The following is a 22867-nucleotide window of genomic DNA, read 5'->3' as shown; positions in this document are numbered from 1 at the left end:
AGAGTCCATCTTCATGTTAGAGTCCATCTTCATGTTGGACATAGAAGAGGAAGTATTTGCCTCCTTAACTTGTAGTTTTTTCTTGCCTACTTCATAAAACATTGAACTCATTTTCATCTTAGAAGAATTGGTTCCCTCTTTTTTCTTAATAGATGATTTAATTACTTGAGGTAAAGTACCTTGATTCATCCTGCCCATCATCATAGTCATCATATCTCGGCTAACAGGAAATGGTTCAGGAAAGGGAGAAGCTTTTTGGTAATCAACAATTTGTTGAGGAGATGTAACTAACGCACCATAGGCAGCTCCTACGGTATCTAAGGATTCTGCATAAATAATATAAGGTTTGTTTTTTCCAATTGTAACAAGCACATCATAGGTTTCACCCGAGGCAATCGAAAAATCTTTAATGGCATAAGGTCTCACATCATTGCCTTGTGCATGTACCATCTGCATTTCAGATCCTGGAATTTTCACACGAAAAATGGTGCTTCCCCCAGCGCCAATAAAGCGTAATCGGACCACATCCCCTTTCTTCACCACGGCAGTCCATGGTTTGAATTTAGGTTGGCCATTGAGTAAAAATGCATCATAAGCGACATCGCTAAAATCATAAATACTCATACGCATTTGCTGCATCATTTTGTAATCATTAAACAATTGTTTACGTTCATCTGTAGAGCCCTTTTTATAATCATGAATAAATTTCACTAAAGAGGGCTGCAGCGGAAATCGCGGGGAATAATAATCCCCTTCTTTTTTTAGATTTTTTAAAATCTGTTCGGGTTTGGTATTGCTCCAATCCGATAACACCACCACAAAATCTTTCGTGTATTTGTATTTAGGCACCTTAATCGGATCGATGACGAATGCTCCATACAAGCCTTGCTGCTCTTGTAATTCAGCATGAGCATGGTACCAATACGTTCCTGATTGTTTAAGCACAAACCGATAATGAAACACTCCTCCTGGTGGAATCGCTTTTTGACTGACATGTTCCACCCCATCCATTTGCCAAGGAACTAACACACCATGCCAATGAATCGATGTAGGCTTATCCATATGATTGGAAACATTAATAGTGATCTCATCGCCTTCCTTAAAACGTAGTGTTGGTGCTGGAATTTGATTATTTACTGCAATTGCGATGCGCGGTTTCCCAGCAAAAGAAACGGTCTTGTACGCCACAACTAAATTGACAACACGCTGTGCAGAAAATACATTCGTCATCACCAAAAGGCTTGTGATAAACACGATTATTTTTTTAACCAAAGTCCATTCTCCCTTATTATTTTAAGCGCTCGTCTATTAGTATTAAGAAAAAGCTAAAAAATAAATCGAGGTGTTTCATGAGCTTTTCTCATGATGGTGTTGGGTTTCACCTTCTGGATTGGGTAAAGACAAAACACCCAAACCATGGCGATACACCAACTCACCACCACGCCAGGCCGTAGAAAGTAACAGTCCTTGAACAAAAAGTAGTGCAATAAGGAACGTAAGGGTCATTGCTTTTTGCTTGTAATAACGCCATAAAGACCAAATTGCAACGAGCCACATAACAACAGCAGTGGATAATGCCCAATTGCGATGGCTCATCATGGCCAAATGTGCTGGTTCATCATGTGTGACAGTGTTATAAGCATAGAGCCCTGCAAGAACGGTCAATATCGTCCCTAAAGCTGCGCACCATAAACACCACCGGGCTACAATTTCAAATTCTATCGTCATTTTATTTGGAACGAAATGAATGTATTTAGATAAATACGTCAGTAGATAGAAACCAAAAGCGGACGTAAATAACGCTACAGTAAAATGTACTAAAATTGGATGCCAATTGGGTAGTATTTCAAACATTGTAAAATCCTTTTTATTTGTGATTTTATTATACTGATACCAATTTCATTATGCTTTATTATTCATTATAAATAAATTCTCCAAACCAGTACCTTAGGAATAATACCTAATCTCTCATCTATAAAAGCTCATGAGTCCCATAGTCTTGGTATTGTTTTTGTGATTTATAACGATAAGCTTCGTCCTCTAAAGTATATTTGTCTAATAAAAGCGTTTTAAGATTGCCTTTATCAGTCATCTTATCTCGAGTAATGACTACAGTATCTCCCGTAACTGCACTGTATTATTTTTCAATGTATTTTATTCATCCAATTCTCTTCAGCATCTTTCTTTATCATTTACATCTCCTGTTTTATCATGGCGTGTGGCCAACTGCCCTACGTAACTTAAGTTATTTTGCAGTGTCTTTTCTGATTATCCGATAACTCCTTGTTTAAAGAATGCAGTGCATTCTACTTCATCAGTTTTCTGTGAAATTGATGTTGCTAACCATCATCCATTATTTGGAAAGCTAACCAAGACATAGGGTTTGCTTTGCTAAGAGGGGCTCCACCAACTGTTAAATAAAACTCCTGGAACATGTGCCCTTAAACTTTATATAAATTGACGTCTTCCTCTAAATGTTTGGCAATAGCATCCAATTTATAAATAAATGCCATCATCTCTTTAATGCCACTAGAAAAAGTCGAAGTCGTGCGATTAATCTCATTCATACTTTCAACAATTTGTTCAATACCTACAGCTTCCTGACGGATGGCTACCTCAATATGTTGACTGGAAATGGATGCTTCATTAATCATCTGACTTAATGTTTGAATCACCTCACCGGCTTTTTCGATGCGTTTTGCTCCTGAATCAAGAGTCTTAGCCCCTTCCTCTGTAACGATGACCGCTTTTTCAGTAGTGCGTCGAATGTCCTCAAGAATTTTTTGTACTTGCACGGTTGATTGTTCTGATTGTTCGGCAAGATGCTTTACTTCATTGGCAACTGCTGCAAAACCTTTTCCTGCCTCACCCGCCTTTGATGCTTCAATCGATGCATTCAATGCCAACATCTTTGATTGTTGCGCCAGGGTATTTACTACCAAAGTAATGTCGCCAATTTGTTGGGTATGATTGCTTAAATCAAGAATGGTTTGTGCAATAAGCTTCATTTTTTCTTCTGAATCTTTGATGCCGTATATACTTTGCTCCACCGATTCGCTACCCAATTTTCCTTGTTCGTACGTATTTTTAGCGACCTCTCTTAAGGCTTGTGCTTTAACCATCGTGTTTTTTGAGCTCTTATCAATTTCTTCTAGAGAGGCACTGATTTCATTCATTGCAGTGGCTTGAGAGGTAATGCCCTCTGCTTGTTCATTCGCTGAAGAGAGAACCGTTTCAACCATAGTCACAATATCATTACTGACTTGGGTAATTTTTTTAGTAATGGACGCCAGACCATCGGTCATCAAATTTAAGTCGTGACCGAGATTGTGTAAAATATCTTCTTTATCAATCTCAAGACGCTCTCGCAAATCTCCTGCAGCAACCTTACTGCTGTGTTCTCTAAATTTTTTCGATGAACTGACTAATTTTTCAAAGAGTTCCCGAGATTCTTCTTCTTTATTACGAAGATTTTCTTCATTTTTTCTAATGGCTTCTTGCATCGCTTTGAACGATAAAAGCAATTTTCCTAATTTATCTCTAGATTGAATTTGGATAACGACATCTCGCTCTCCTGCAGCAATTCGTTCCGCCATATCAATTGCCTTATCAACTGGCGTTGCGATAGCACGTCGAGTCGAGTAGGGTACAACAAAGGTGAGAATAATGGCTAAAATTAATAACCAATAAGCAGAGTTTTTTAAAGAAGTTAAGCTGTTATCTATTTTATTAACATTTTTGCCTATTTCACGCGCTAAGTCACTGAACAGTCCGCCTGTTCTTTTGCCTACCTTTTCAGAATATGGACCATCAATGATATCGATCATTGATTTTTCAAAAGCTCTTGTTTTATTTCTGCTGTTTTCTACATTATCTGGATTATTCGCATCTCGAGAGACATTCAGTATGGACGCTTGGGCTTGATAAAAAGGTACATATAATGCTTGGAGCTTGCCCCACTCATGCTGTAGCTTTGGATTATCTAATTGGCGCATCACCCGATCCCACTGGCCCCTAACATGATTGATTTCATTCCATATATGTGCAAAATAAACCTTGTCCTTGGGGTCTCCGGTCATGGCCCAATGCTCAAGAATGTCTTGAGCTTGATAAATTTGGCTATCAAGGATGGGGGGTAAATTTTCACGATGAATTTTATGTGTCAGCTCAATCACACCATTTACTTTGGGCAGTAACAGCATAATTAATATCAATAAAGGCAAACTGAGCGCCATAAATCCTGCAACTAACCGAGCGTCCATTGTAATAACAAAACGTCGTTTATTGATCCTGTTTTCCATAAATTGCTCCTATCCCTTATTCCTTAAGAATAGCAAGAATGAGAGTGCTATCTGAGAATATATTTCAATCGCGCCACATTTTTGCTTCCCATAAGGCGCTTTGATAATCTTATGAAAAACTTAATGCGTTGAAGAACTACAAAGACCTTCTTTATTTAGAGTTTCCTTATGTTCTGTTTGTAAGGTCGTGTGCCTAATCTTAAACTGAGAGAATAAAATGTTCTGAACGTTCACTCTTATAGGCTTCTCCTCTACATTGGAAGCAACAACAAGATGTGCTGTGAGACTGATTTTATCACTAGTAATCGCCCAAACGTGTAAGTCATGTACACCTAAAACTCCTTCTACCCCCATCATATGCGCTTTAATTTTTTCTAGATTAACTCCAGATGGCACCCCTTCTAGAAGAATATTCACCGTTTCTTTCAAAAGAACCCAAGTGCGTGGTAATACCCACAAACCAATTACTACCGCCACAGCCGAATCGACCCAACTCCAACCCAAAAAGCGAATGATGAGTGCCGCAGCAATCACTCCTAAAGAGCCTAACATATCGCTCCATACTTCAAGATAAGCACTTTTAAGATTTAAGCTTTTATCTTTGTCGTGAGAAAGAAAAGACATAGAAAACAAATTGACGATCAAACCCATGCTGGCAATAATAAGCATTCCTAAAGAATAAATCTCTGGCGGTTGCTTGAAGCGCTGATAGGCCTCAAACAGAATATAAAGAGCTACTACAAAAAGAAGGGCCGCATTAAATGCTGCTGCTAATATTTCAAATCGGTAATAACCGAAGGTGCGGCGCTCATCTGCAGGACGTTTACTAATCCGAATCGCAATTAAAGCAATAATGAGTGCGGTCACATCCGTGAGCATGTGTGCCGCATCGGATATTAACGCTAAACTTCCTGTGATAATACCCCCAACTACTTCAGCAATTAGAAAACCACCCGTTAGCAAAAGAGCAGACCAAAGTAATCGCTCTTTTGAAGATTTTTTGACATCAGGAAATACATTTTTACCCATTACTTCTCCTTATCACCGGCCGCTATTTTAATTTAAATGAAACCCCATGGAGGAAAATCGCTGTAATGATAAGAAAAGTAATTAAGGCAACGTAAAATTGAATGGTTTTCTTCTGTTTTAGAAATAAAAAGGTAAGGCCGATCAATATGAGAATTACGAGACCTAAAGAACCTAAAAACCATCCATTGATAAACATGATGTATTCCTATTTAGTTGTTCTTGTTTTGATGTACATGCCCACCCTCGCCACCAAATCCACCCTCATAGCCACTTTCAGGATGAGTTTGAGCAGGCGTTGTCTTGGGAGTACACGCTGACAAACCAAAACCCAACAAACCAATCAACACCATCATCTTAAATCCATTAGTATTCATTATTTCTCCTTAAAAACGAGGCACATATCATTAACACTCTTAATATCGTAACATAATGAATAATAGAAGATAAATGAGCCTTATCTAACTCTCCAAAATTTTCATTTTACATCCTACCAAAAAGATTCATTTTTTAAGATTTTTTAGAAAATCAAGCAATTGTAATGCATCCATTTTGGATATGGGTTTTTTAAAATAAATCCTGCTGCCCTGAGATTGGTGCTCCTCGTTATGTTTAGAAGTCAAAATGATCGCGGTCGTCTGTTCATTGAATACCGAATTTTTTTGTATGTGGTCAATCAGCTCATAGCAATTTAACTTGTTATCCACTAAGATAAAATCATAAGCTCTCATAAAGGCCAGTTCTATTGCCGATTCATCATCCCAAGCCATATCCACCGAATGCTTGTACTCTAATAAATGTGCACGAATGATAATACGAGCGCCTAATGAGGATTCGACCACTAAAAAACGTAAAGAATGAGCACTATCTTGCTCATTAGGAACCCACTCATTCATCATCCACCCAATTCAAGATAAAACTGCCAAGACAACTCATTAACCTTTCATTTCCTGATATTCAGAATGCCCCTTGTGCGAGTTAAGTAAGCGCAAACCATTCGCAACAACAATTAAGCTTGCACCCATATCAGCAAATACTGCCATCCAAAGCGTTGCTACTCCTCCCAAGGCCAGAATAAAAAACACCCCTTTTATGGCAAGGGATAACGTAATATTTTGGCGAAGAATACGCGCTGTTCTTCGGCTTAAATCAATGTATAAAGGAAGCATGGCTAAATTATCGTTCATTAACGCCACATCCGCCGTTTCTAAAGCGGTATCGGTGCCTTTCCCCATCGCAAAACTAATCGTGGCTTTAGCCAAGGCAGGGGCATCATTGATTCCATCACCGACCATTCCCACTATTTTATACTGCTCCAAAAGGCGATTAATTGCTTGTAATTTTTCAGTAGGCAAGACATTTGCTTGCACCTCATCAATCCCCACTTCCTTGGCAATAGCTTGAGCGGTCAACGCATTATCCCCCGTTAACATCGCCGTTTTAAGTCCTTGTTGATGCAAGGTGTCAATTGCCCATTTGCTCGTAGCACGAAGCGTATCAGCCACCGCAAAAATCGCCAAAACCACTGCTGAATTACTCAAAATAACGGTTGTTTTTCCTTCTTCTTCCAAACGCTTGAGTTCTTGTTCTACAGCAAGAGAACATACCTTATTATCTTCTGCCAATTGATGATTCCCCACATAAAACCGTTCTTGACCAATAGCGCCTTGCACCCCTCGGCCGGGGAGTGCTGAAAATTGCGCTACTTCGAGCAAGGACTCATTGGGCTGATTTTGCCGCCAGTACTCCACCAAAGCATGGGCAACAGGATGTTCCGAATGACTGTCAAGGCTTGCAGCAAGTAGTAATAAATACGCTTCAGGTTGTTTTTTATCGTAGGCGATAAAATCAGTCACTACGGGTTTTCCTTCGGTTAAAGTGCCCGTTTTGTCTAGAGCAATTAATTTGAGCTGGTGCCCCATTTCTAAATAACTGCCTCCTTTGATAAGAAGACCGTGCTGTGCTGCTGCAGCCAATCCACTGACTACCGTCACCGGTGTTGAGATAACCAAAGCACAGGGACAGGCAATAACTAATAACGTTAAGGCTTTATAAATCCAATCATAAAAAGGGTAGCCAAACGCCAAAGGAGGAATAAGTGCAATAAAAAGCGCAATCAAGACCATAATTGGGGTGTAATATTTTGCAAACTGGTCGACAAATCGTTGCGTTGGCGCGCGTTCACTTTGTGCCTGCTCAATGGCTTTACCAATTTTAGCAAGCAACGTATCACCTGAAGCCTTACTGACCCTAACCTCAAAAGCTCCGTGCTCATTTAAAGTGCCCGCAAACACCCCATCACCTACATACTTGCTTACCGGCATGGACTCGCCTGTAATCGGTGCTTGATTCACCGTGCTTTGTCCCGATATCAATACCCCGTCAAGAGGTATACGCTCACCGGGTTTTACTTTAAACACTGCACCGACTGCGACTTCTTCTACAGGCAAAGTCTGCCATTGACCATTATCCATCTTAATCTGAGCCACCTCAGGCGCAATTTGCATGAGACTGCGGATGGCCAAGCGTGCCTTATCCAGAGAATACCGCTCAATGCGCTCAGCAAGGGCAAATAAGACGGTGACCATTGCGGCTTCTGGCCAGGCTCCTATAAACAGTGCTCCTGTGATGGCAATCAACATTAAACTATTAATGTTCATGGCTTTGGTGCGCAACGCAAGCAAACCCTTTTTAAGAGTAGGTGGGCCGCTTAAGATTATGGCCAGCACCGCAGGAAGAATAACCCAAATTGATTGCTCACTCGCCCAGAAATACGCAGTTAATTCAGAACAAAGCGCTAAAAAACCTGCCAAAGCAATAAATGGCCATGAGGAATCCACTCGCCTCTTCTCTTCTGTTGCTGAAGAGGTACTGCCCTGAGTGCGCACACTCATGCCCAATGCTTCGATTTGTTTTTGCAATACATCAATAGCAGCAAGTCGATGGTGCACGGTCACCTCTTCTGCAATGAAATTAAAGTCCAACTGCTCCACTTCAGGAACTGCCTCTAATTGCCTCCTGATTAATTGCTCTTCAGACGGGCAATCAAGGCCTGCAACAAAAAAAGTGGTTAAGGTGAGCGGCTTTGTCATAATGAGCTCCCACATTGGCCGCAAAATTTCGCCCCTGCAGCAACAGTGGCGCCACAAGCGCATTGAGTATTCTCAAGGCCACTACCACATTGACTGCAAAAGCGCGACCCAGGAGCAAGAGAGCCCTTACAGCGTGGGCAGCTCAACCCTCCTGATTCAGGATTATTGGAGTAGTTACCGTGTTTGCTTCTTTGACCATGATGAGATTTTCCATATCCACCAGAGTGGCCACCAAGATAATTGCCAAGCATTCGTTTTAAAAAACTCATGTTAATTCTCCGTCTCTTCAGTAAAGTGTTTGAGCATGTCTGCAAGAATACAACGCACATGGACGTCATAAATGCTGTAGTAAATATGTTTGCCATCGCGATTGGCCATTAGAAGCCTGGCTGAGCGCAATAAACTTAAATGATGGCTGGCTAAGGGCACTGAAAGTTGCAATTGTTCCGCCAATTCCGAAACTGATTTAGGTCCTTCAAAGCAGACTATAAGGAGCTTTAGGCGATTAGGCTCGCCCATCAAATGTAAGATATCGCTTAAGGTAATGATTTGGTCTTGAGTTAGCATCATCAGTCAAACAGTTAAATAAGTATTTAACTATTAATATAGCCAAATACATGGTTTTGTCAAATCACTATATCCCGAGTTGTGTTGCACTTTATGTAGACAATTAATTTCATATCGTTAGCAAAGAGGAATAACAACTATTTAAAATGAGCGTCTCATTAAAGACAGCGCATGCTGTTAACGATTGCAACACTTTAATGGTTTTATCTACTTTTCCTTTTTAATGAATGAGATGCTTCCGGCTCTTTCCAAAATAGCAGCATCGACTAAATCGAAATTATCGGTATTTAACCTCTGTCGTAATTGTTCTAACAGATCATTTTCACTGATACTGAAACGACGCATGTTATTATAATTGAATGTTCCATTTTCTATTAGGTAATGAGAACATCCTTTAAATAGAAACCCGATACCCTTAAAATAAAAACAGAGTTTAGATAATATAAAGTGGAATATTATCAGCGTGATCAAACCTTCTACAGTAAGTCCCAATGAGTTTGCCCCTACAATCCCCCTGCTGATCAACCCTCCAGAAATGGTAATGATTAAAAAATCTAACGGAGTATTTAAACTAAACCGATGATTGGTAAAACGGATACATAGCACACTTAAAACAAATAGAATCAAACAACGGATCCAGGCACAAATATATCCCTGACCACTATTAATCCAATCAATATATTCCATCAATTATCCTTACAAGTGCGTTACAGACAGCTCATGTGGGACGGAAAATTTCTAACTGTTTTAGCCATGAAACTCCCTATTCTACTTATTGGTGCGATGATTTTTATAAAATCGCTACTTACTCAGAACTTTTTTTCTTCGCTCATGAAATAAGTAATACAAGCCTGGTAACACGAGTAAGGTCAAAAAGGTGGACGAGATGATGCCACCGATAACCACAGTTGCCAAAGGTCGTTGCACCTCAGAGCCCGTACCCGTGGCTAAAGCCATGGGAACAAAGCCCAGTGACGCCACTAAAGCCGTCATGAGTACTGGGCGAAGCCTTGCCAGCGAGCCTTGTAATACCGCATCTTTTAAATAAAATCTTTTTTCTTCACGCAATTTATTGATAAAAGTAATCATCACCAAGCCATTTAAAACGGCAACCCCTGATAGGGCAATAAACCCCACGCCTGCTGAAATCGACAATGGAATTCCACGAAGCCATAAAGCAAACACCCCGCCCGTTAGGGCCAGCGGAATGCCAGAAAAGACTAATAAAGCATTTTTAACACTACCAAAGCTCATAAATAAGAGCAAGAAAATGCCCAGCAAAGTAATAGGAATCACAATTTGTAAGCGCGATGAGGCTGATTGGAGCTGCTCAAACTGCCCGCCCCAGGTTATCCAATAGGCACTGGGTAGTTTAACGTTTTGTTCAATACGCTGCTTGGCATCCAGGACAAATGAACTTAAATCACGTCCACGTACGTTGGCACTCACTACCACGCGACGCTTACCGGTTTCACGGCTTATTTGGTTGGGGCTTTCACTACGTACCATTTTGGCGACTTCACTTAAGGGAATGAAGTGTCGCAGGCTATCTTTAGAAGGCGGTAAGGGGATAAACACTTGCCTTAGTACATCGGTATCCATGCGTTGTGACTCCGGCAGTCGCACCACAATGTCAAAGCGCTTATCACCTTCAAAGAGCTCGCCGCCCTTCTTGCCACCCGTAGCAATAACAATGGCATCTTGTACCGTACCAATTTGTAAGCCGTACCGCGCCAAAGCATCGCGATTAATCTCCACGGTCAATAAAGGAAGACCACTGACTTGCTCAACTTTTACATCAGCGGCTCCCGGTGTTTTTTCAAGTTGCGCATCAATTTGTTCGGCAATTTTTAATAAAACCTTCAGGTCATCGCCAAACACTTTAACGGCCACATCACTACGCACCCCAGAAATAAGTTCGTTAAAACGCATTTGAATCGGTTGGGTAAATTCATAATTATTGCCGGGTATTTGCTTTATGGCTTCTTCAATTTCCTGTACCAATTCTTGTTTGGTTTTCTTAGGATTGGGCCAGTCTTTACGCGGTTTTAACATAATAAATGTATCGGCGAAGTTCGGTGGCATGGGATCGGTGGCTACTTCTGCAGTACCAATCTTGGCAAAAACATTGTTCACCTCAGGAAATTGTTTCACCCGTTTTTCGACCATATCCTGCATGGCAATGGATTGAGTAAGGCTCGTACCAGGAATACGCATGACCTGCATGGCAATATCCCCCTCGTCAAGGCTTGGAATGAACTCACCGCCCAGACGAAAAGCAATCAATAGACTCACCAGAACTAAAGCAACTGCGGCCCCAATCACCCCAATTCGCGCATGAAAGCACCGCCTTAAAACCCGCTCATAGCCCTGAGAAATATAATGCACCAACCAGTTTTCTTTTTCCTGAACGCGGCCATTGAGAACAATGGCAACTGCTGCTGGAACAAAGGTTAGAGCAAAGAGCATGGAAGCCATAAGGGCCAGAATGACCGTTTCTGCCATGGGTAAGAACATTTTCCCTTCAACACCGGTAAGGGTTAGGATGGGTAAATACACCACAGTAATGATAAACACCCCGAAAATACTGGGGCGAATGACTTCGGTTGTGGCATAAGCAATGACTTTTAAGCGTTCCTCAAGGTTTAATAATCGCTTAACCTCATGCTGTTTTTCACCTAAATGTTTGATGCAATTTTCAACAATAATCACCGCGCCATCGACAATCAAACCAAAATCAAGCGCCCCTAAACTCATGAGGTTGGCACTGATTTTATTAGTGACCATGCCGGTAATGGTCATGAGCATGGATAAAGGAATGACCATTGCGGTAATTAAGGCTGCACGAATATTGCCTAGAAATACAAAAAGAATGATACAAACGAGTAGGGCCCCTTCGAGCAAATTATTTTTCACGGTATTAATGGTGGCATTCACAAGCTCAGTACGGTTGTAGACCGTAACCGCCTCAACCCCTTCAGGAAGGGATTTGTTGATTTCTTTCATTTTGGCTGCCACCCGCTCAGACACAGTGCGACTGTTTTCGCCTATGAGCATGAAGACTGTTCCTAACACCATTTCTTGGCCTTCTTCGGTTGCAGCACCCGTGCGCAGCTCTTTGCCCAAGGCCACCTCTGCCACCTCTCGAATACGCACTGGGGTGCCCTCAAAGCTTGCCACCACAATATTTTCAATATCAGGAATGTTTTGCACTTGCCCGGGTACGCGAATTAAATTTTGTTCGCCATTGCGCTCAATATAGCCTGCGCCGACGTTCGCATTGTTACGCCGAAGTGCTTCGACCACATCGGTAAGACTTAAGTTGTAACGCACTAATTTGGCGGGATCTGGAGTGATGTGAAACTGCTTCTCATAACCACCGATGGTATTGACCTCAGCAACGCCCTCTACATTGCGCAGCTGCGGCTTGATAATCCAGTCCTGAACCGTGCGAAGCTCCATGGGGTTATATTGTTTCTCTTTAGGGAGATTAGGTTTATTAGTCACCGTATACATGAAAATTTCGCCAAGCCCCGTGGAAATAGGGCCAAGGGAGGTTTCTATTTCCGGTGGTAACTTGTCTTTTACCTCCTGCAAACGCTCATTAATTAATTGACGCGCAAAATAGATGTTGGTGCCGTCTTTAAATATCACAGTTACTTGCGATAATCCATAACGAGAAAGAGAGCGGGTGTAATCCAAATTAGGCAAGCCGCTCATGGCAAGCTCAATAGGAAAGGTAATGCGTTGCTCTACCTCATACGGTGAATAGCCAGAGGCTTGCGTGTTGATTTGTACCTGCACATTGGTAATGTCGGGTACTGCATCAATAGGCAGTTTTTGAAAGTTATACACGCCAAAAAGGGCGAGCATCAGGGTAAACAACAGGATAAACCAGCGGTGTTTGAGTGAAAATCGTATGATTTTTTCCAGCATGTTTTATCCTTAGTCCTCGTGGCTTGCGCCTTCCTTGCCAAGCTCTGCTTTGATGAAAAAGCTGTTCTTGGTGACATACTTTTGTCCAGCACGCAATCCTAAAAGCACCTCAGCCCATTGATTATCCTGCTGGCCTAGGGTGACAGGAGTTGCTTCAAAAAAATTCCCTTGTTGGACAAACACCACCTCTTGTTCCCCCATGCGTTGAATTGCTGAGAGACGAACAGCCACCGGAACGGTTCTTTCTTTAATAATAATCTCCCCATTCACATACATGCCTGGAAGCCACAGCCGAGGCGTATTGGACAAAACCGCACGGGCCAGTGTCGTTTGACTGTCTTCAATTCCTAGCGGTGAAATATAGAAAATAGTGCTCGTTGAATCAGGCGTTCCTTCATCACCGGTTACTCTGACTGTCATGCCTTTTTTCACTAAAGACGCTTCTTTACGGTATAAGGTAAAATCAGCCCAGACATCATTTAAATTAGCCACATCGTAAATTGGTTTGGTGCCTTGTGCCAGCTCACCATTGGTCGCATATTTTTGTACGATGGTGCCCGTAATGGGTGCGTTAATCGTGTAGTTTTGTAGGCTTTCATTGCTCTCAATAGTGACTAATGGCTCACCTTTTATCACTTCTTCGCCTAAGATTTTATTCATGGTTTTAATAATGCCTGCGTAACGGGGGTATATAGGTGCCATTGTGTCGCGGTTGGGTACTATTTTTCCGACTACTTTTAATTGGGTTTTTATGGTTTGCTCTTGGGCCGTTTCAGTTTGGATGTCTGCGGCATTAAGCGTTGAGGGAAGCAACATCACACGCCCCTCATAGCTTGGATAATTCCATTGATAGGTTTTGCCTGATAATGTGAGTTTAACAGCCACATCAAACGAATGAGGCTCGGGAATGGCTTGATTGCTTTGTAGAAAGCCATCATTAGGTTCAAAAGTAATACGGTCTTTATTTTGATTAAATCGCGTAAGCTCAAGAGTAAGCTTGGTATCAGCAGACAAAGTCTGCTTATCGTTTTGATAAAGATAGGCACGAAAATGAGGTGGCATTCCTTGGCTAAAGAGAACAAGCTCAAGACTTACATTCTCTTGCTTTAGCAATCGACCCCCATGAGGCCCTTTTTCAACCACTTCTTCGGTTTTCTCACCCATACTGGCCTCATTAGCCCACGTACTCGGTGCATTTAAACTCACCAGGAATAAAAACAACATGAGAAAGGCTTTTAGTGACAGGCAGTTCATTTACTCTCCTTGGTAGGATGAAGGCCCAAAAGTCCAGTGAGTTGAATTAATGTTTTATGAAAATCAGCATGGGCCTGCTGATAATGGCGTTCTTCTTCAAATAAGGTGTTTAAAGAAAGCGATAATTCAATGTAGGTGTAACGCCCCATTTTGTAGCCCTCTTGGGCCAAGGTAATGGATTTTCGCGCGAGAGGAAGCAAGGAATTAGTCACAAGATTGGCTTCATACTGACTTTGTTGGGCTTGTAAAAACACGGTGTAGACGTTCTGTCGCACATCAAGACGTGCGCCTTGGTACATATGGGCTGTTTGGGTGTATTGCGCTTCAGCAGTGAGAATTTTTCCTTGATTTCTATCAAATACAGGAACTTGGGCGTAAGCTGACGCTACTGCGGCATTGCTGTCATCATCTTCAAAATGACGCCCTCCCAATTGAATGTTTAAATCAGGCCATACGGCCTTCTTAACTGCGGTAATAGTAGCGCGTTTGGCCTGTAACTGAATTTTTAATTGTTGCAATTGCGGGCTTTGTGGCAACTTCTTGATTAATTGCGACCACTTTAAGGTCACATCAGGTAACCCTTTATCGATTAAAGGTCGGTCTACTCTTAATCCATCGCCTAAGAGTCGTGATAATTTAGCGCGTTGCGCTAGAGCGTCTCTGCCTGCCTTTTTCTCTTGAATACGCGCATCGCCTAAGCGTACTTGAGCCAGACGCAAATCCAGTTCAGCACCCGCACCTGCTTTTACGCGTCTCTCAATGGCCGCCACAATGTCTTGGTTTAATCGAGTTAATTTTTTCGTGACCTGGTACCACTGACCCGCATACAACGCATCCACATAAGTCATCCCCACATTAATGTAGAGTGTTGCCTTATACACCTGAATTTGCGCCAAGGAAGCCAGGTAATCACCATAGGTGGCTTTTTGTTGGTAATAAAGGCGATTTCCTAAAGGAATAGGCTGAGTAATCGAGGCCGTGGTTTCGGCCGCTTCATAACTGGAATAGCTACCTGAACCACCAAAATTTTCTGCAGTTAAAGTCAATTGCGGATTGGGGTAAAGCCCGCTTTGAATAAAAGTGCCGCGCATCGCGCGCGCCTTATCCATTTCGGCTTGTAGCTCGGGGTTATTGCGATAAGCAATGCCCAGGGCTTGTTTGAACGTCAAAGGAGTGGCTGCAAGCCCTTCGTTCATCAAAAGGCTCATGGCACTACAAAGGACTGAATAAAATAAATAACGCATTCCCTACCTATTAAGTAATCCATACTAAACTTTATGATTCCAGTGTACCTTGATTTTGAGTCTTAATACATCCTATAGCTAAAAAATGAAGGAATATCTGATGCTAATCCACTGAAATAATTCTCATATTGGTATACACTGCTCTTATACCTCCTCGTCCTATTTATTCTATGTTCATGCGATTGTTCTTTATTTTATTCATGCTCATAACTGCTGAGCTAAGGGCCCAATCATTAACCATCGGAATGGTAGCATACGATCCACCGTTTTCAATGAATGCCGACCAAAATCATTTCTTTGGATTTGACATCGAGCTCATGACTGAACTATGCAAACAAATCAAAGCCCAATGTCAATTTAAACCCATGCTGTTTGACGCGCTGTTTACCGACCTAAATACTGGTAAAATTGACTTGGCTATAGCCGCAATTACCATCACGAACGAACGACAGCAATCCTTTCTTTTTAGTCTTCCCTATCTAGCCAGTGAAGCACGTTTTATCACTGCAACGCACAACTCGATTCATAACCTTGGGCAGCTAACCAATAAGAAGATAGGCATTATTCAAAGCTCTGTCTTTAAGCAATTGATTGCTCAGAAATTTAAAACCAGCTCGATTAAAGAATACTCCTCGACCAATCAATTAATCACGGCCCTAAGTCAACATGAAGTTGATGCCCTATTGATGGATGACTTTTCAGCTGATTATTGGACAGCGAATAATACCCGTTTATTTAAAGAAGTAGGGAAGCCCTTTCCTGTAGGCATTGGGTATGGCATTATGGCTCAAATGAGCTCTCGGGCGTTAATTAATCAAATCAATAAAGCACTAAAACAGGTTGAAAAAAATGGGGTCTATTTGTCTTTATATCAAAAATATTTTCACACCATACCCATGCATTAATTAGGTATTATTTTTTTATTCCTATACTTTAATTTAATCAGATTCAATGATGGCCGTGTCCATGGCCATGTGGGTGATATCCACTAAATACTCGCTTATGCGGTGTATTGTTTTTTGAATCCTCTTTATCCTTACTCGTAGCAGAGGTGCAGGAAGCTAACAAAAACATTAGAGGAATGAGCACTAATGCATGTGAGATTATTAAGATAAATTTTTTAATCATGTTATTCCCTATATAAAAACAATGTGTAATATAATGAGTGTATATCCATTCACAACATAAAAAAATAGAATGACTTACATTGATGGGATCTTAACCCATCTTCCTGCAGAGGATGTACTCATGAAACAAAATTCTTCTCTCTATTTATGGTGTACTTATTTTGGCTTTAGCCACATAAACACTCCTGGCTGATAAAACTCCCAGTCGCACATGACCTATGTCTGAACTCTTAAAAAGAGTACAGACTCGCGGTTACGATGCGATACGAGCGGGTCCTGTGGAAGAACCCCCAAAAGTGTTCGTTCTGGATTACAGCTAATATATTTAGCAATTCTTTAACCCTGTTGAGTTTTATGATCGCTTCCCGAAAATCGTAACTTTTATATGTCTTATCAGATGTTAAAGATTAACTATAACTCCAATACCATCATATGCTCATCATAAAATTTATCACCAATTTTTAACGAACGAGGTTCAGTACCATAAATTCTAAATCCACTTTTTTTATATAATTTCAATGCCCTTTGATTAGCTGTAACTACTGTAAGATGGAGTTGCATAACCAAATTTTTTGCATGTGCAATGACAGCCTTTAAAAGTGCCTCGCCAATACCTTGTCCCCTATATTCATTTTTTATATACATACTAAAGAGCATGCCTCTATGACTCATTTTTGATGAGGAGCATATAAAAAAACCTGCACAACCCACCAATTGATTATTCTGAATAGCACCAAAAATAGTACTTTTCTTAAAATTTTGCTCAAATTCCTCATCAGATAAATTCGATTCTTCTTCAAATGAGGAACCAAATGCTTCAGGGTGTGTAAGTAGTGCTTCAAGCCTTATTGTTTTGAATTGCTTCCAATCTTCTTTTTTAGACAACTGAACAATCATTTTTTGTCATCCATTTCATTCAATTCGGCCTCAATTTCTTCAATTGAAGGAAGGTTTGATTTTAAATTTTCAGGAATTGCTCGAGTGAGCTGATACTCTGATATGCCTATCGGTTTTTCAATACCTTTCAGGGCATACTCTGCCTCAAATTTATTGCGTGATTTGCAAAGTAATAAGCCAATTGTTGGATTATCTTCGGGCATTTTATAAAAGTCATCTACTAAATTTAGATAGAAATTAAGTTGCCCTGCGTGCTCGGGCTTAAATTTTGTTGCCTTAAATTCAATAACAACGTAGGCATGAAGCTTTAAGTGGTAAAACAACATATCCATAAAGTATCCAGATTCTTCAAGACCAATTGGTATTTGGCGACCCACAAATGCAAATCCTTTGCCGAGCTCAAGGAGAAATTTAGTAATATGCTCGATGGAGGCATGCTCTATTTCTCGTTCATGGGCATCATCATGTAAACCAAGAAAATCAAAATTATAAGGTTGCTTAAGTAACTCATGAGCAAGCTTTGATTGAGGACTTGGTAGTCTTGTTAAAAAATTTGAAGATTTAACGGCATCTATTGCCTGACGCTGAAATAAACTGTCTTTGACATGACGTTCCAGTGTAAATCTTGACCAGCCTTGATCAATGGTTTGCTCTGCATACCAAGTAAGCTCATTGTTGTCTTTAACTTTATGAATCAGAAGTGAAATATGCCCCCAAGGCAATTGTGCCACAGCTTGTGGCATAATTGTGATATCTGGAAAATGGGCTGCAAATTGCCGCATCCTACGTAAGTTTCTTACGGAGAAACCACTGGTTTCTGGAAAAGCATTTTGCAAATCAAGAGACAGCATTTCAATAAGTTTACTGCCCCAATTTTGTTTTTCAATAATTTGTTTGCCCATATGCCAATAAAGTTCTATCACTTCCTTATTTATCGCTAAAGCAGCTTGAAGCCTGGCACTGCGTATTTTATCTTTTAGATTTGTTAGAAAAGCTCTGTAATCTTGGGTAAAACTAAAGGTCTTAATCTCTAACCCCGACTCAGAAATTATTTTTTTATCATTGTCAGTAGACATATTAATTGTTCCAAGAATAAGAAAGGCATCCGCCTCGAAAAGTTTCCAGGGGAAGATTATAGAAATAAAGTCATATTTTTGCACCTATATCAACATTTCGATATCTCAAGTACAAATATAGAGTGGTTTTTGAAATTCCTAATTGCTCAGCAATTTTTTTAACCGGAATACTCCCATTTTTATAAAGGGCTTCAGCAATAGTTGCCTTTTCTATAGCTGCTGGGGTCATTCCTTTAGGACGTCCACCTTTTCGGCCTCGTGCTCGTGCAGATTTTAATCCTGCGTTCGTTCGCTCTCGTATTAATTCACGTTCAAATTCCGCAAGCGATGCAAAAATACCAAAAACCAACCTACCTTGTGCCGTGGTTGTATCGATAGGATCATTCAAACTGATTAAACCCACTTTTTTTTCTATAAGTTTGGTAGTGAGATGAATCAAATGCGCTAGATTTCTACCCAGACGATCCAGTTTCCATATAACTAATGTGTCTTTTTCCCTTAAGTTCCTGAGTATTTCATCAAGTACAGGTCTTGCGGTTTTTGCGCCACTTGCAATTTCTTCATGTATTTGAGTGCAGCCAGCCTGTTTCAAAGCATCAACCTGCATAGACAGTGATTGATCTTTTGTTGAAACACGTGCATAACCTATTTTCATACCTTGATAGTCCATTTTAGTAACGAGAAAACGATTTTTTGAACTAAGATTAACTGAACCTCTTTATCTTACCAAGAATGAGCGTACAATCCCAGCGTTAATTGCTGAACCCAATAGTCCAGCTAAACCTCCGTTTTTTTGAACCAAAATATGTCCCTGAAAAATCGGTTGCAATTACTTACCGACGCAGAAATTGAAGATCTTTATGCTCGCCCAGAGTTTAATGCTGGCGAACGTGAGCTGTATTTTTCATTGAGTAGGGACGAGCTTACTGCGTTGAAGCAATATTCAACGACAAAAACACGGGTTGCCTTTATTCTGCAGCTTGCTTATTTTAAGGCCAAGCACCAATTTTTTACATTCACTTTTGACGATGTTCGCACTGATGTTGATTATATCCTTGAACGGTATTACAAAATAAAAAATGCCATTTTACCAAGCAGCATTACCAGGCAAAGTTTGAATCAGCAAAAAAACGTTATTCTAAACTTATTTGGTTATCAGGACTGGTCACCAAGGCAAGCTGGTTTAGTTGAAGCTCATCTCTGTGAATTGTTACGCTATTATCCAAAAGGTCACGATACATTTCGGCAATTGCTGGTTTATTTTGATAATCAAAAAATACTATTGCCAACCTATCGCAGTTTGCAAGATCTGTTTACCCAAGCATTTTCAAAAGAAAATGAACGGCTGGGCAAACTAATACTAGCAATCCCGCAAGCGCAACAAGACCAATTATCAAATTTGATTAATCGAGAGGATGGGCTCACTAAACTCAATGTCATTCGTGCCGATCAGAAAAGTTTTAAATATTCCTCCATCAAAGAAGAAGCAGCCAAAGCAGCAGAAATCCTGAGCTTATATAAATTTGCAAAGGAATTTATGCCAACCCTTCAGCTGTCCAAAAATGCCATTCGATATTATGCTGATTTGGCTGAACAGTATGCTGCCTCTCGATTACGACGACTTAATATAACGCAGCAATGGCTGCAAGCATTATGCTTTGTTTACCACCGCTATCACCAAATCATGGATAATTTGATAACAAGCTTTATGTTTCATATCAGAGCTATACTGGCTGATGCTACAAAACATGTCGATAAAGCACTGGCGGAATATAATGCAAGCCTAGTTGTTGATCTACCCAAATTAGCTCGTTTTATGAAATGGTTTCCCAATCGCAAATATGGCCTTAGCCATGAAGAATTAAATCATGAAGCCTATAAGATTTTACCAGAAAAGCAGTTTCCTATCATTGCAGAGTATTTAGTGGGTAGCACTTTTGACAAAAAGGCTGCCAGGAGAGATTTTTATTTGGAATCATCCCGTCTCTTCGCCCTTTATCTGCGCCCCGTATTACTCAATGTCTCGTTTGACTATTATAAAGAAGACAGCGACATCATGGACTTTATCGAGTTAATGAAAAATCATTACAGCCGAAAAAAAGGCCCATCGTCCTTTAAACTCCCCAAAGAGATGCAGGATTCTATTTCAAAAACCATGTTGCCTTATTTGAAAAAGAATGCGGATGATGAACATGTAGATCCCCATTTATTTGAATTTTTTGTGTATCAAAAGATGTATCGCCGTTTGGATAAAGGATTACTCTGTTGCAATGACAGTGTGTCCTACTGTGATATCGATCATGATTTGGTTAGTGAAAGCTTGGTGGATGATGCCGAAAAAATTGCTACCGAGTTTGGCTATCTGAAAATTCCAATCTATTGTGACCAACGATTAGATGACGCAGTAAATGAGCTAAACAGTGCATGGGATAAGACCACCGGTCGTATTCGTCGTGGTGAAAACTTAGCATTCAACATTAAAGAAACTAAATCGGGAGAACAAGACTGGAGTTTGAGTTATGACAGTGTTGAAAAACTTGATGACAGTTTTTTTAAAACACTGCCACAAGTTGAAATTCCAGATATTATGATGCACATGGGGGATCGTACCGATATGTGGAGTGTGTTTACCCACATGAAAACGCGATATAATGTAAAAGTAAAACCTACCAAAACTGCTGTCAATGCATGTATCCTCTCAAATGCTTTCGGTATTAGCACTGAAAAAATGGCCGAAATGTCTGATCTGAAATTTAATCTATTACGTTCAACTCAAGAAGACTATATTCGAATTGACACAATGTGCCCTGCAAATGATAAGGCAAGTAACCTTGTACACTCACTGCCTATTTTCAAGTTATGGGACTTGATCGATAATAAAATACTGGGGGATGCTGATGGGCAAAAACTGGCGACTAGCGAAAGCACTATTCAATCACGGTATTCAAAAAAATACCTTGGGAAAGCACCGGGCATTTCTGTTTATACATTAATAGCGAATTTTGTTGCAGTTAATGCTAAAAATATCGGGTTAAATGAGTACGAAGGGCACTCACTTTATGACCTAATTAATGGAAATAAGACAGACATTAATATTGATATGGTGACTGGCGATAATCATTCGCTTAATCAACTCAATTTTGTTATCTTGGATTCCATAGACGTTGATTATGTACCAAGCATCAAGGATATAAAAGAAGCAGCTCGTGATTTGTATTCTGTTAAGCCGATTAGTGATTACTCAGGTATTATTCAACCCAAAGGGATCATTAATATACCCTTGATTAAATCTCAGAAACGAGGCATCTTGCGGGTTCTTCTTTCATTACTGTTGCAAGAAAATACCCAAAGCACCCTTGTTAAAAAGATAAATTCATATGCACGTTATTCCAATCTAAAGAAAGCGTTATTTGAATATAACAAGCTCTTAAAAAGCATCCATGTTCTAAATTTAATTGATAACATGGCGCTGAGAAAAGCCATACGAACAGCAAGGAATCGAACGGAAGCCTATCATCAATTACAGGGACTCATTAGAAAAATATACCGAGGCGTTTTCAAAGGGAAGAAAATAGTTGCTAATCGCATCAGTGCTCATGCAGTAAGGCTTGTTGCAAATTGTATCATTGCGTACAACAGCGTTATTTTGAACATGGTATATGAACAAATGCTTGCAGGTGGTGTTAGTCAGGATATTATTGAAAAATTTGCAAGAATATCTCCCATTGCCTGGGCGCACATTGCGTTTACTGGCAAATACAATTTTAAAAAGAGTAATGGTGTAATTGACATAAAAGCTATGGTGAACGCTCTCGAAAAACACCTAAAGGCATCCTTTTGGAAGGACGACTAATTCAGGATTAACACTTTTGGTGGTTATTCCACACGACCCCAAATACGGTTCATAAAACTTTATGGTAAAGAAATAAAAATGCTACTTATATGGGTAGGCTAAAATCGCCCTCACGTTCCTTTGTAGGGAGTATTAATTTAGTAGAACAGTAAATCATTTCAGGATATAAAAATATCTTTAAAATAAGGTGGTTTTTATCCATGTTATTTTTTAAATTGGAAATTATTGAATCAATCATTTCCGCTTACTTTTTGAACATCAGTGGTTTCATATAAAATATTTTAGTAGTAATAATGATTAATAACTACTAACTACTGTTAGACCCCTTTTTTAGGTTTATTATTGGAAGGGGGTTATAGCCCCCTTATAGATCAAGCTGCAACAGTTTTAAAGACAGATTGACGGTGTTTTAATAAAACCCTATTTATAAACCCCCTTGTATAAGGAGGTAGATCAATCTGGTTTATGGAACAGGTCTATAAATGTGACTTATA

Annotated in this window: 19 protein-coding genes; 2 read left to right on the top strand and 17 right to left on the bottom strand. The window is 40.2% G+C overall.

Going from position 1 to position 22867, the window contains the following annotated elements:
- The 14 genes from OQJ13_RS17015 to OQJ13_RS16945 all read right to left on the bottom strand — a co-directional run.
- On the bottom strand, window positions 1–1230 hold a 1230-nt coding region (locus OQJ13_RS17015), incomplete at its 3' end, for a multicopper oxidase domain-containing protein (protein ID WP_265712063.1).
- A gap of 117 nt (window positions 1231–1347) precedes the next feature.
- Window positions 1348–1854, bottom strand: coding sequence for a DUF2231 domain-containing protein (locus OQJ13_RS17010; RefSeq protein ID WP_265712058.1), 507 nt, complete (start codon window positions 1852–1854; stop codon window positions 1348–1350).
- Between the two features lie 587 nt (window positions 1855–2441).
- The gene (locus OQJ13_RS17000; protein WP_265712057.1) at window positions 2442–4301 is read right to left on the bottom strand and encodes a methyl-accepting chemotaxis protein; all 1860 of its coding nucleotides are present in this window, start codon (window positions 4299–4301) and stop codon (window positions 2442–2444) included.
- Window positions 4302–4421: 120 nt separating this feature from the next.
- A complete protein-coding gene (locus OQJ13_RS16995; RefSeq protein WP_265712056.1) occupies window positions 4422–5330 on the bottom strand; it encodes a cation diffusion facilitator family transporter in 909 nt (302 codons plus the stop codon).
- A 22-nt stretch (window positions 5331–5352) separates the two neighbouring features.
- Window positions 5353–5526, bottom strand: coding sequence for a hypothetical protein (locus OQJ13_RS16990; RefSeq protein ID WP_265712055.1), 174 nt, complete (start codon window positions 5524–5526; stop codon window positions 5353–5355).
- 13 nt (window positions 5527–5539) lie between these two features.
- The gene (locus OQJ13_RS16985; RefSeq protein WP_265712054.1) at window positions 5540–5704 is read right to left on the bottom strand and encodes a hypothetical protein; all 165 of its coding nucleotides are present in this window, start codon (window positions 5702–5704) and stop codon (window positions 5540–5542) included.
- 126 nt (window positions 5705–5830) lie between these two features.
- Window positions 5831–6226 carry a response regulator gene (locus OQJ13_RS16980; protein ID WP_265712053.1) on the bottom strand — a complete coding sequence of 132 codons (396 nt, stop codon included), beginning with the start codon at window positions 6224–6226 and terminating at the stop codon, window positions 5831–5833.
- Between the two features lie 36 nt (window positions 6227–6262).
- Window positions 6263–8419: a heavy metal translocating P-type ATPase gene (locus OQJ13_RS16975; RefSeq protein WP_265712052.1), complete on the bottom strand. Its 2157-nt coding sequence runs from the start codon at window positions 8417–8419 to the stop codon at window positions 6263–6265.
- Window positions 8416–8688, bottom strand: a complete 273-nt coding sequence (locus tag OQJ13_RS16970; protein ID WP_115222852.1) for a zinc ribbon domain-containing protein — start codon at window positions 8686–8688, stop codon at window positions 8416–8418. The genes OQJ13_RS16975 and OQJ13_RS16970 overlap by 4 nt, the downstream gene beginning before the upstream one ends.
- Window position 8689: 1 nt before the next feature.
- Window positions 8690–8986, bottom strand: a complete 297-nt coding sequence (locus tag OQJ13_RS16965; protein WP_115222851.1) for an ArsR/SmtB family transcription factor — start codon at window positions 8984–8986, stop codon at window positions 8690–8692.
- A gap of 207 nt (window positions 8987–9193) precedes the next feature.
- Window positions 9194–9673, bottom strand: a complete 480-nt coding sequence (locus OQJ13_RS16960; RefSeq protein ID WP_265703960.1) for a DUF421 domain-containing protein — start codon at window positions 9671–9673, stop codon at window positions 9194–9196.
- A gap of 114 nt (window positions 9674–9787) precedes the next feature.
- Window positions 9788–12922, bottom strand: coding sequence for a CusA/CzcA family heavy metal efflux RND transporter (locus tag OQJ13_RS16955; RefSeq protein WP_265712051.1), 3135 nt, complete (start codon window positions 12920–12922; stop codon window positions 9788–9790).
- 9 nt (window positions 12923–12931) lie between these two features.
- Window positions 12932–14176, bottom strand: coding sequence for an efflux RND transporter periplasmic adaptor subunit (locus tag OQJ13_RS16950; RefSeq protein ID WP_265712050.1), 1245 nt, complete (start codon window positions 14174–14176; stop codon window positions 12932–12934).
- Window positions 14173–15420 (bottom strand): TolC family protein, encoded by a 1248-nt coding sequence (locus tag OQJ13_RS16945; RefSeq protein WP_265712049.1) that lies wholly within the window; start codon window positions 15418–15420, stop codon window positions 14173–14175. The genes OQJ13_RS16950 and OQJ13_RS16945 overlap by 4 nt, the downstream gene beginning before the upstream one ends.
- Window positions 15421–15665: 245 nt before the next feature.
- Here OQJ13_RS16945 and OQJ13_RS16940 point away from each other — a divergent pair, with 245 nt between their 5' ends.
- Window positions 15666–16325 (top strand): transporter substrate-binding domain-containing protein, encoded by a 660-nt coding sequence (locus tag OQJ13_RS16940; protein WP_265712048.1) that lies wholly within the window; start codon window positions 15666–15668, stop codon window positions 16323–16325.
- A gap of 633 nt (window positions 16326–16958) precedes the next feature.
- Here OQJ13_RS16940 and OQJ13_RS16935 read toward each other — a convergent pair.
- The 3 genes from OQJ13_RS16935 to OQJ13_RS16925 all read right to left on the bottom strand — a co-directional run bounded on the left by OQJ13_RS16935 (window position 16959) and on the right by OQJ13_RS16925 (window position 19175).
- On the bottom strand, window positions 16959–17444 hold the full coding sequence (locus OQJ13_RS16935; RefSeq protein ID WP_265712047.1) for a GNAT family N-acetyltransferase: 486 nt from the start codon (window positions 17442–17444) through the stop codon (window positions 16959–16961).
- Entirely contained in the window at window positions 17441–18520 is a 1080-nt protein-coding gene (locus tag OQJ13_RS16930) for a PDDEXK nuclease domain-containing protein (RefSeq protein WP_265712046.1), read from the bottom strand. Before OQJ13_RS16930 ends, OQJ13_RS16935 begins: the two co-directional genes overlap by 4 nt.
- Before the next feature lie 70 nt (window positions 18521–18590).
- On the bottom strand, window positions 18591–19175 hold the full coding sequence (locus OQJ13_RS16925; RefSeq protein ID WP_265712045.1) for a recombinase family protein: 585 nt from the start codon (window positions 19173–19175) through the stop codon (window positions 18591–18593).
- 150 nt (window positions 19176–19325) lie between these two features.
- Between OQJ13_RS16925 and OQJ13_RS16920 the strand changes: the two genes are divergently transcribed.
- The gene (locus tag OQJ13_RS16920) at window positions 19326–22373 is read left to right on the top strand and encodes a Tn3 family transposase (protein WP_058509176.1); all 3048 of its coding nucleotides are present in this window, start codon (window positions 19326–19328) and stop codon (window positions 22371–22373) included.
- Window positions 22374–22867: the final 494 nt, after the last annotated feature.

The organism is Legionella sp. PATHC035 (assembly GCF_026191115.1).
Lineage (GTDB): Bacteria > Pseudomonadota > Gammaproteobacteria > Legionellales > Legionellaceae > Legionella.
The sequence above is the reverse complement of the archived record's forward strand: the minus strand, read 5'-3'. Positions and strand labels throughout refer to the sequence as shown.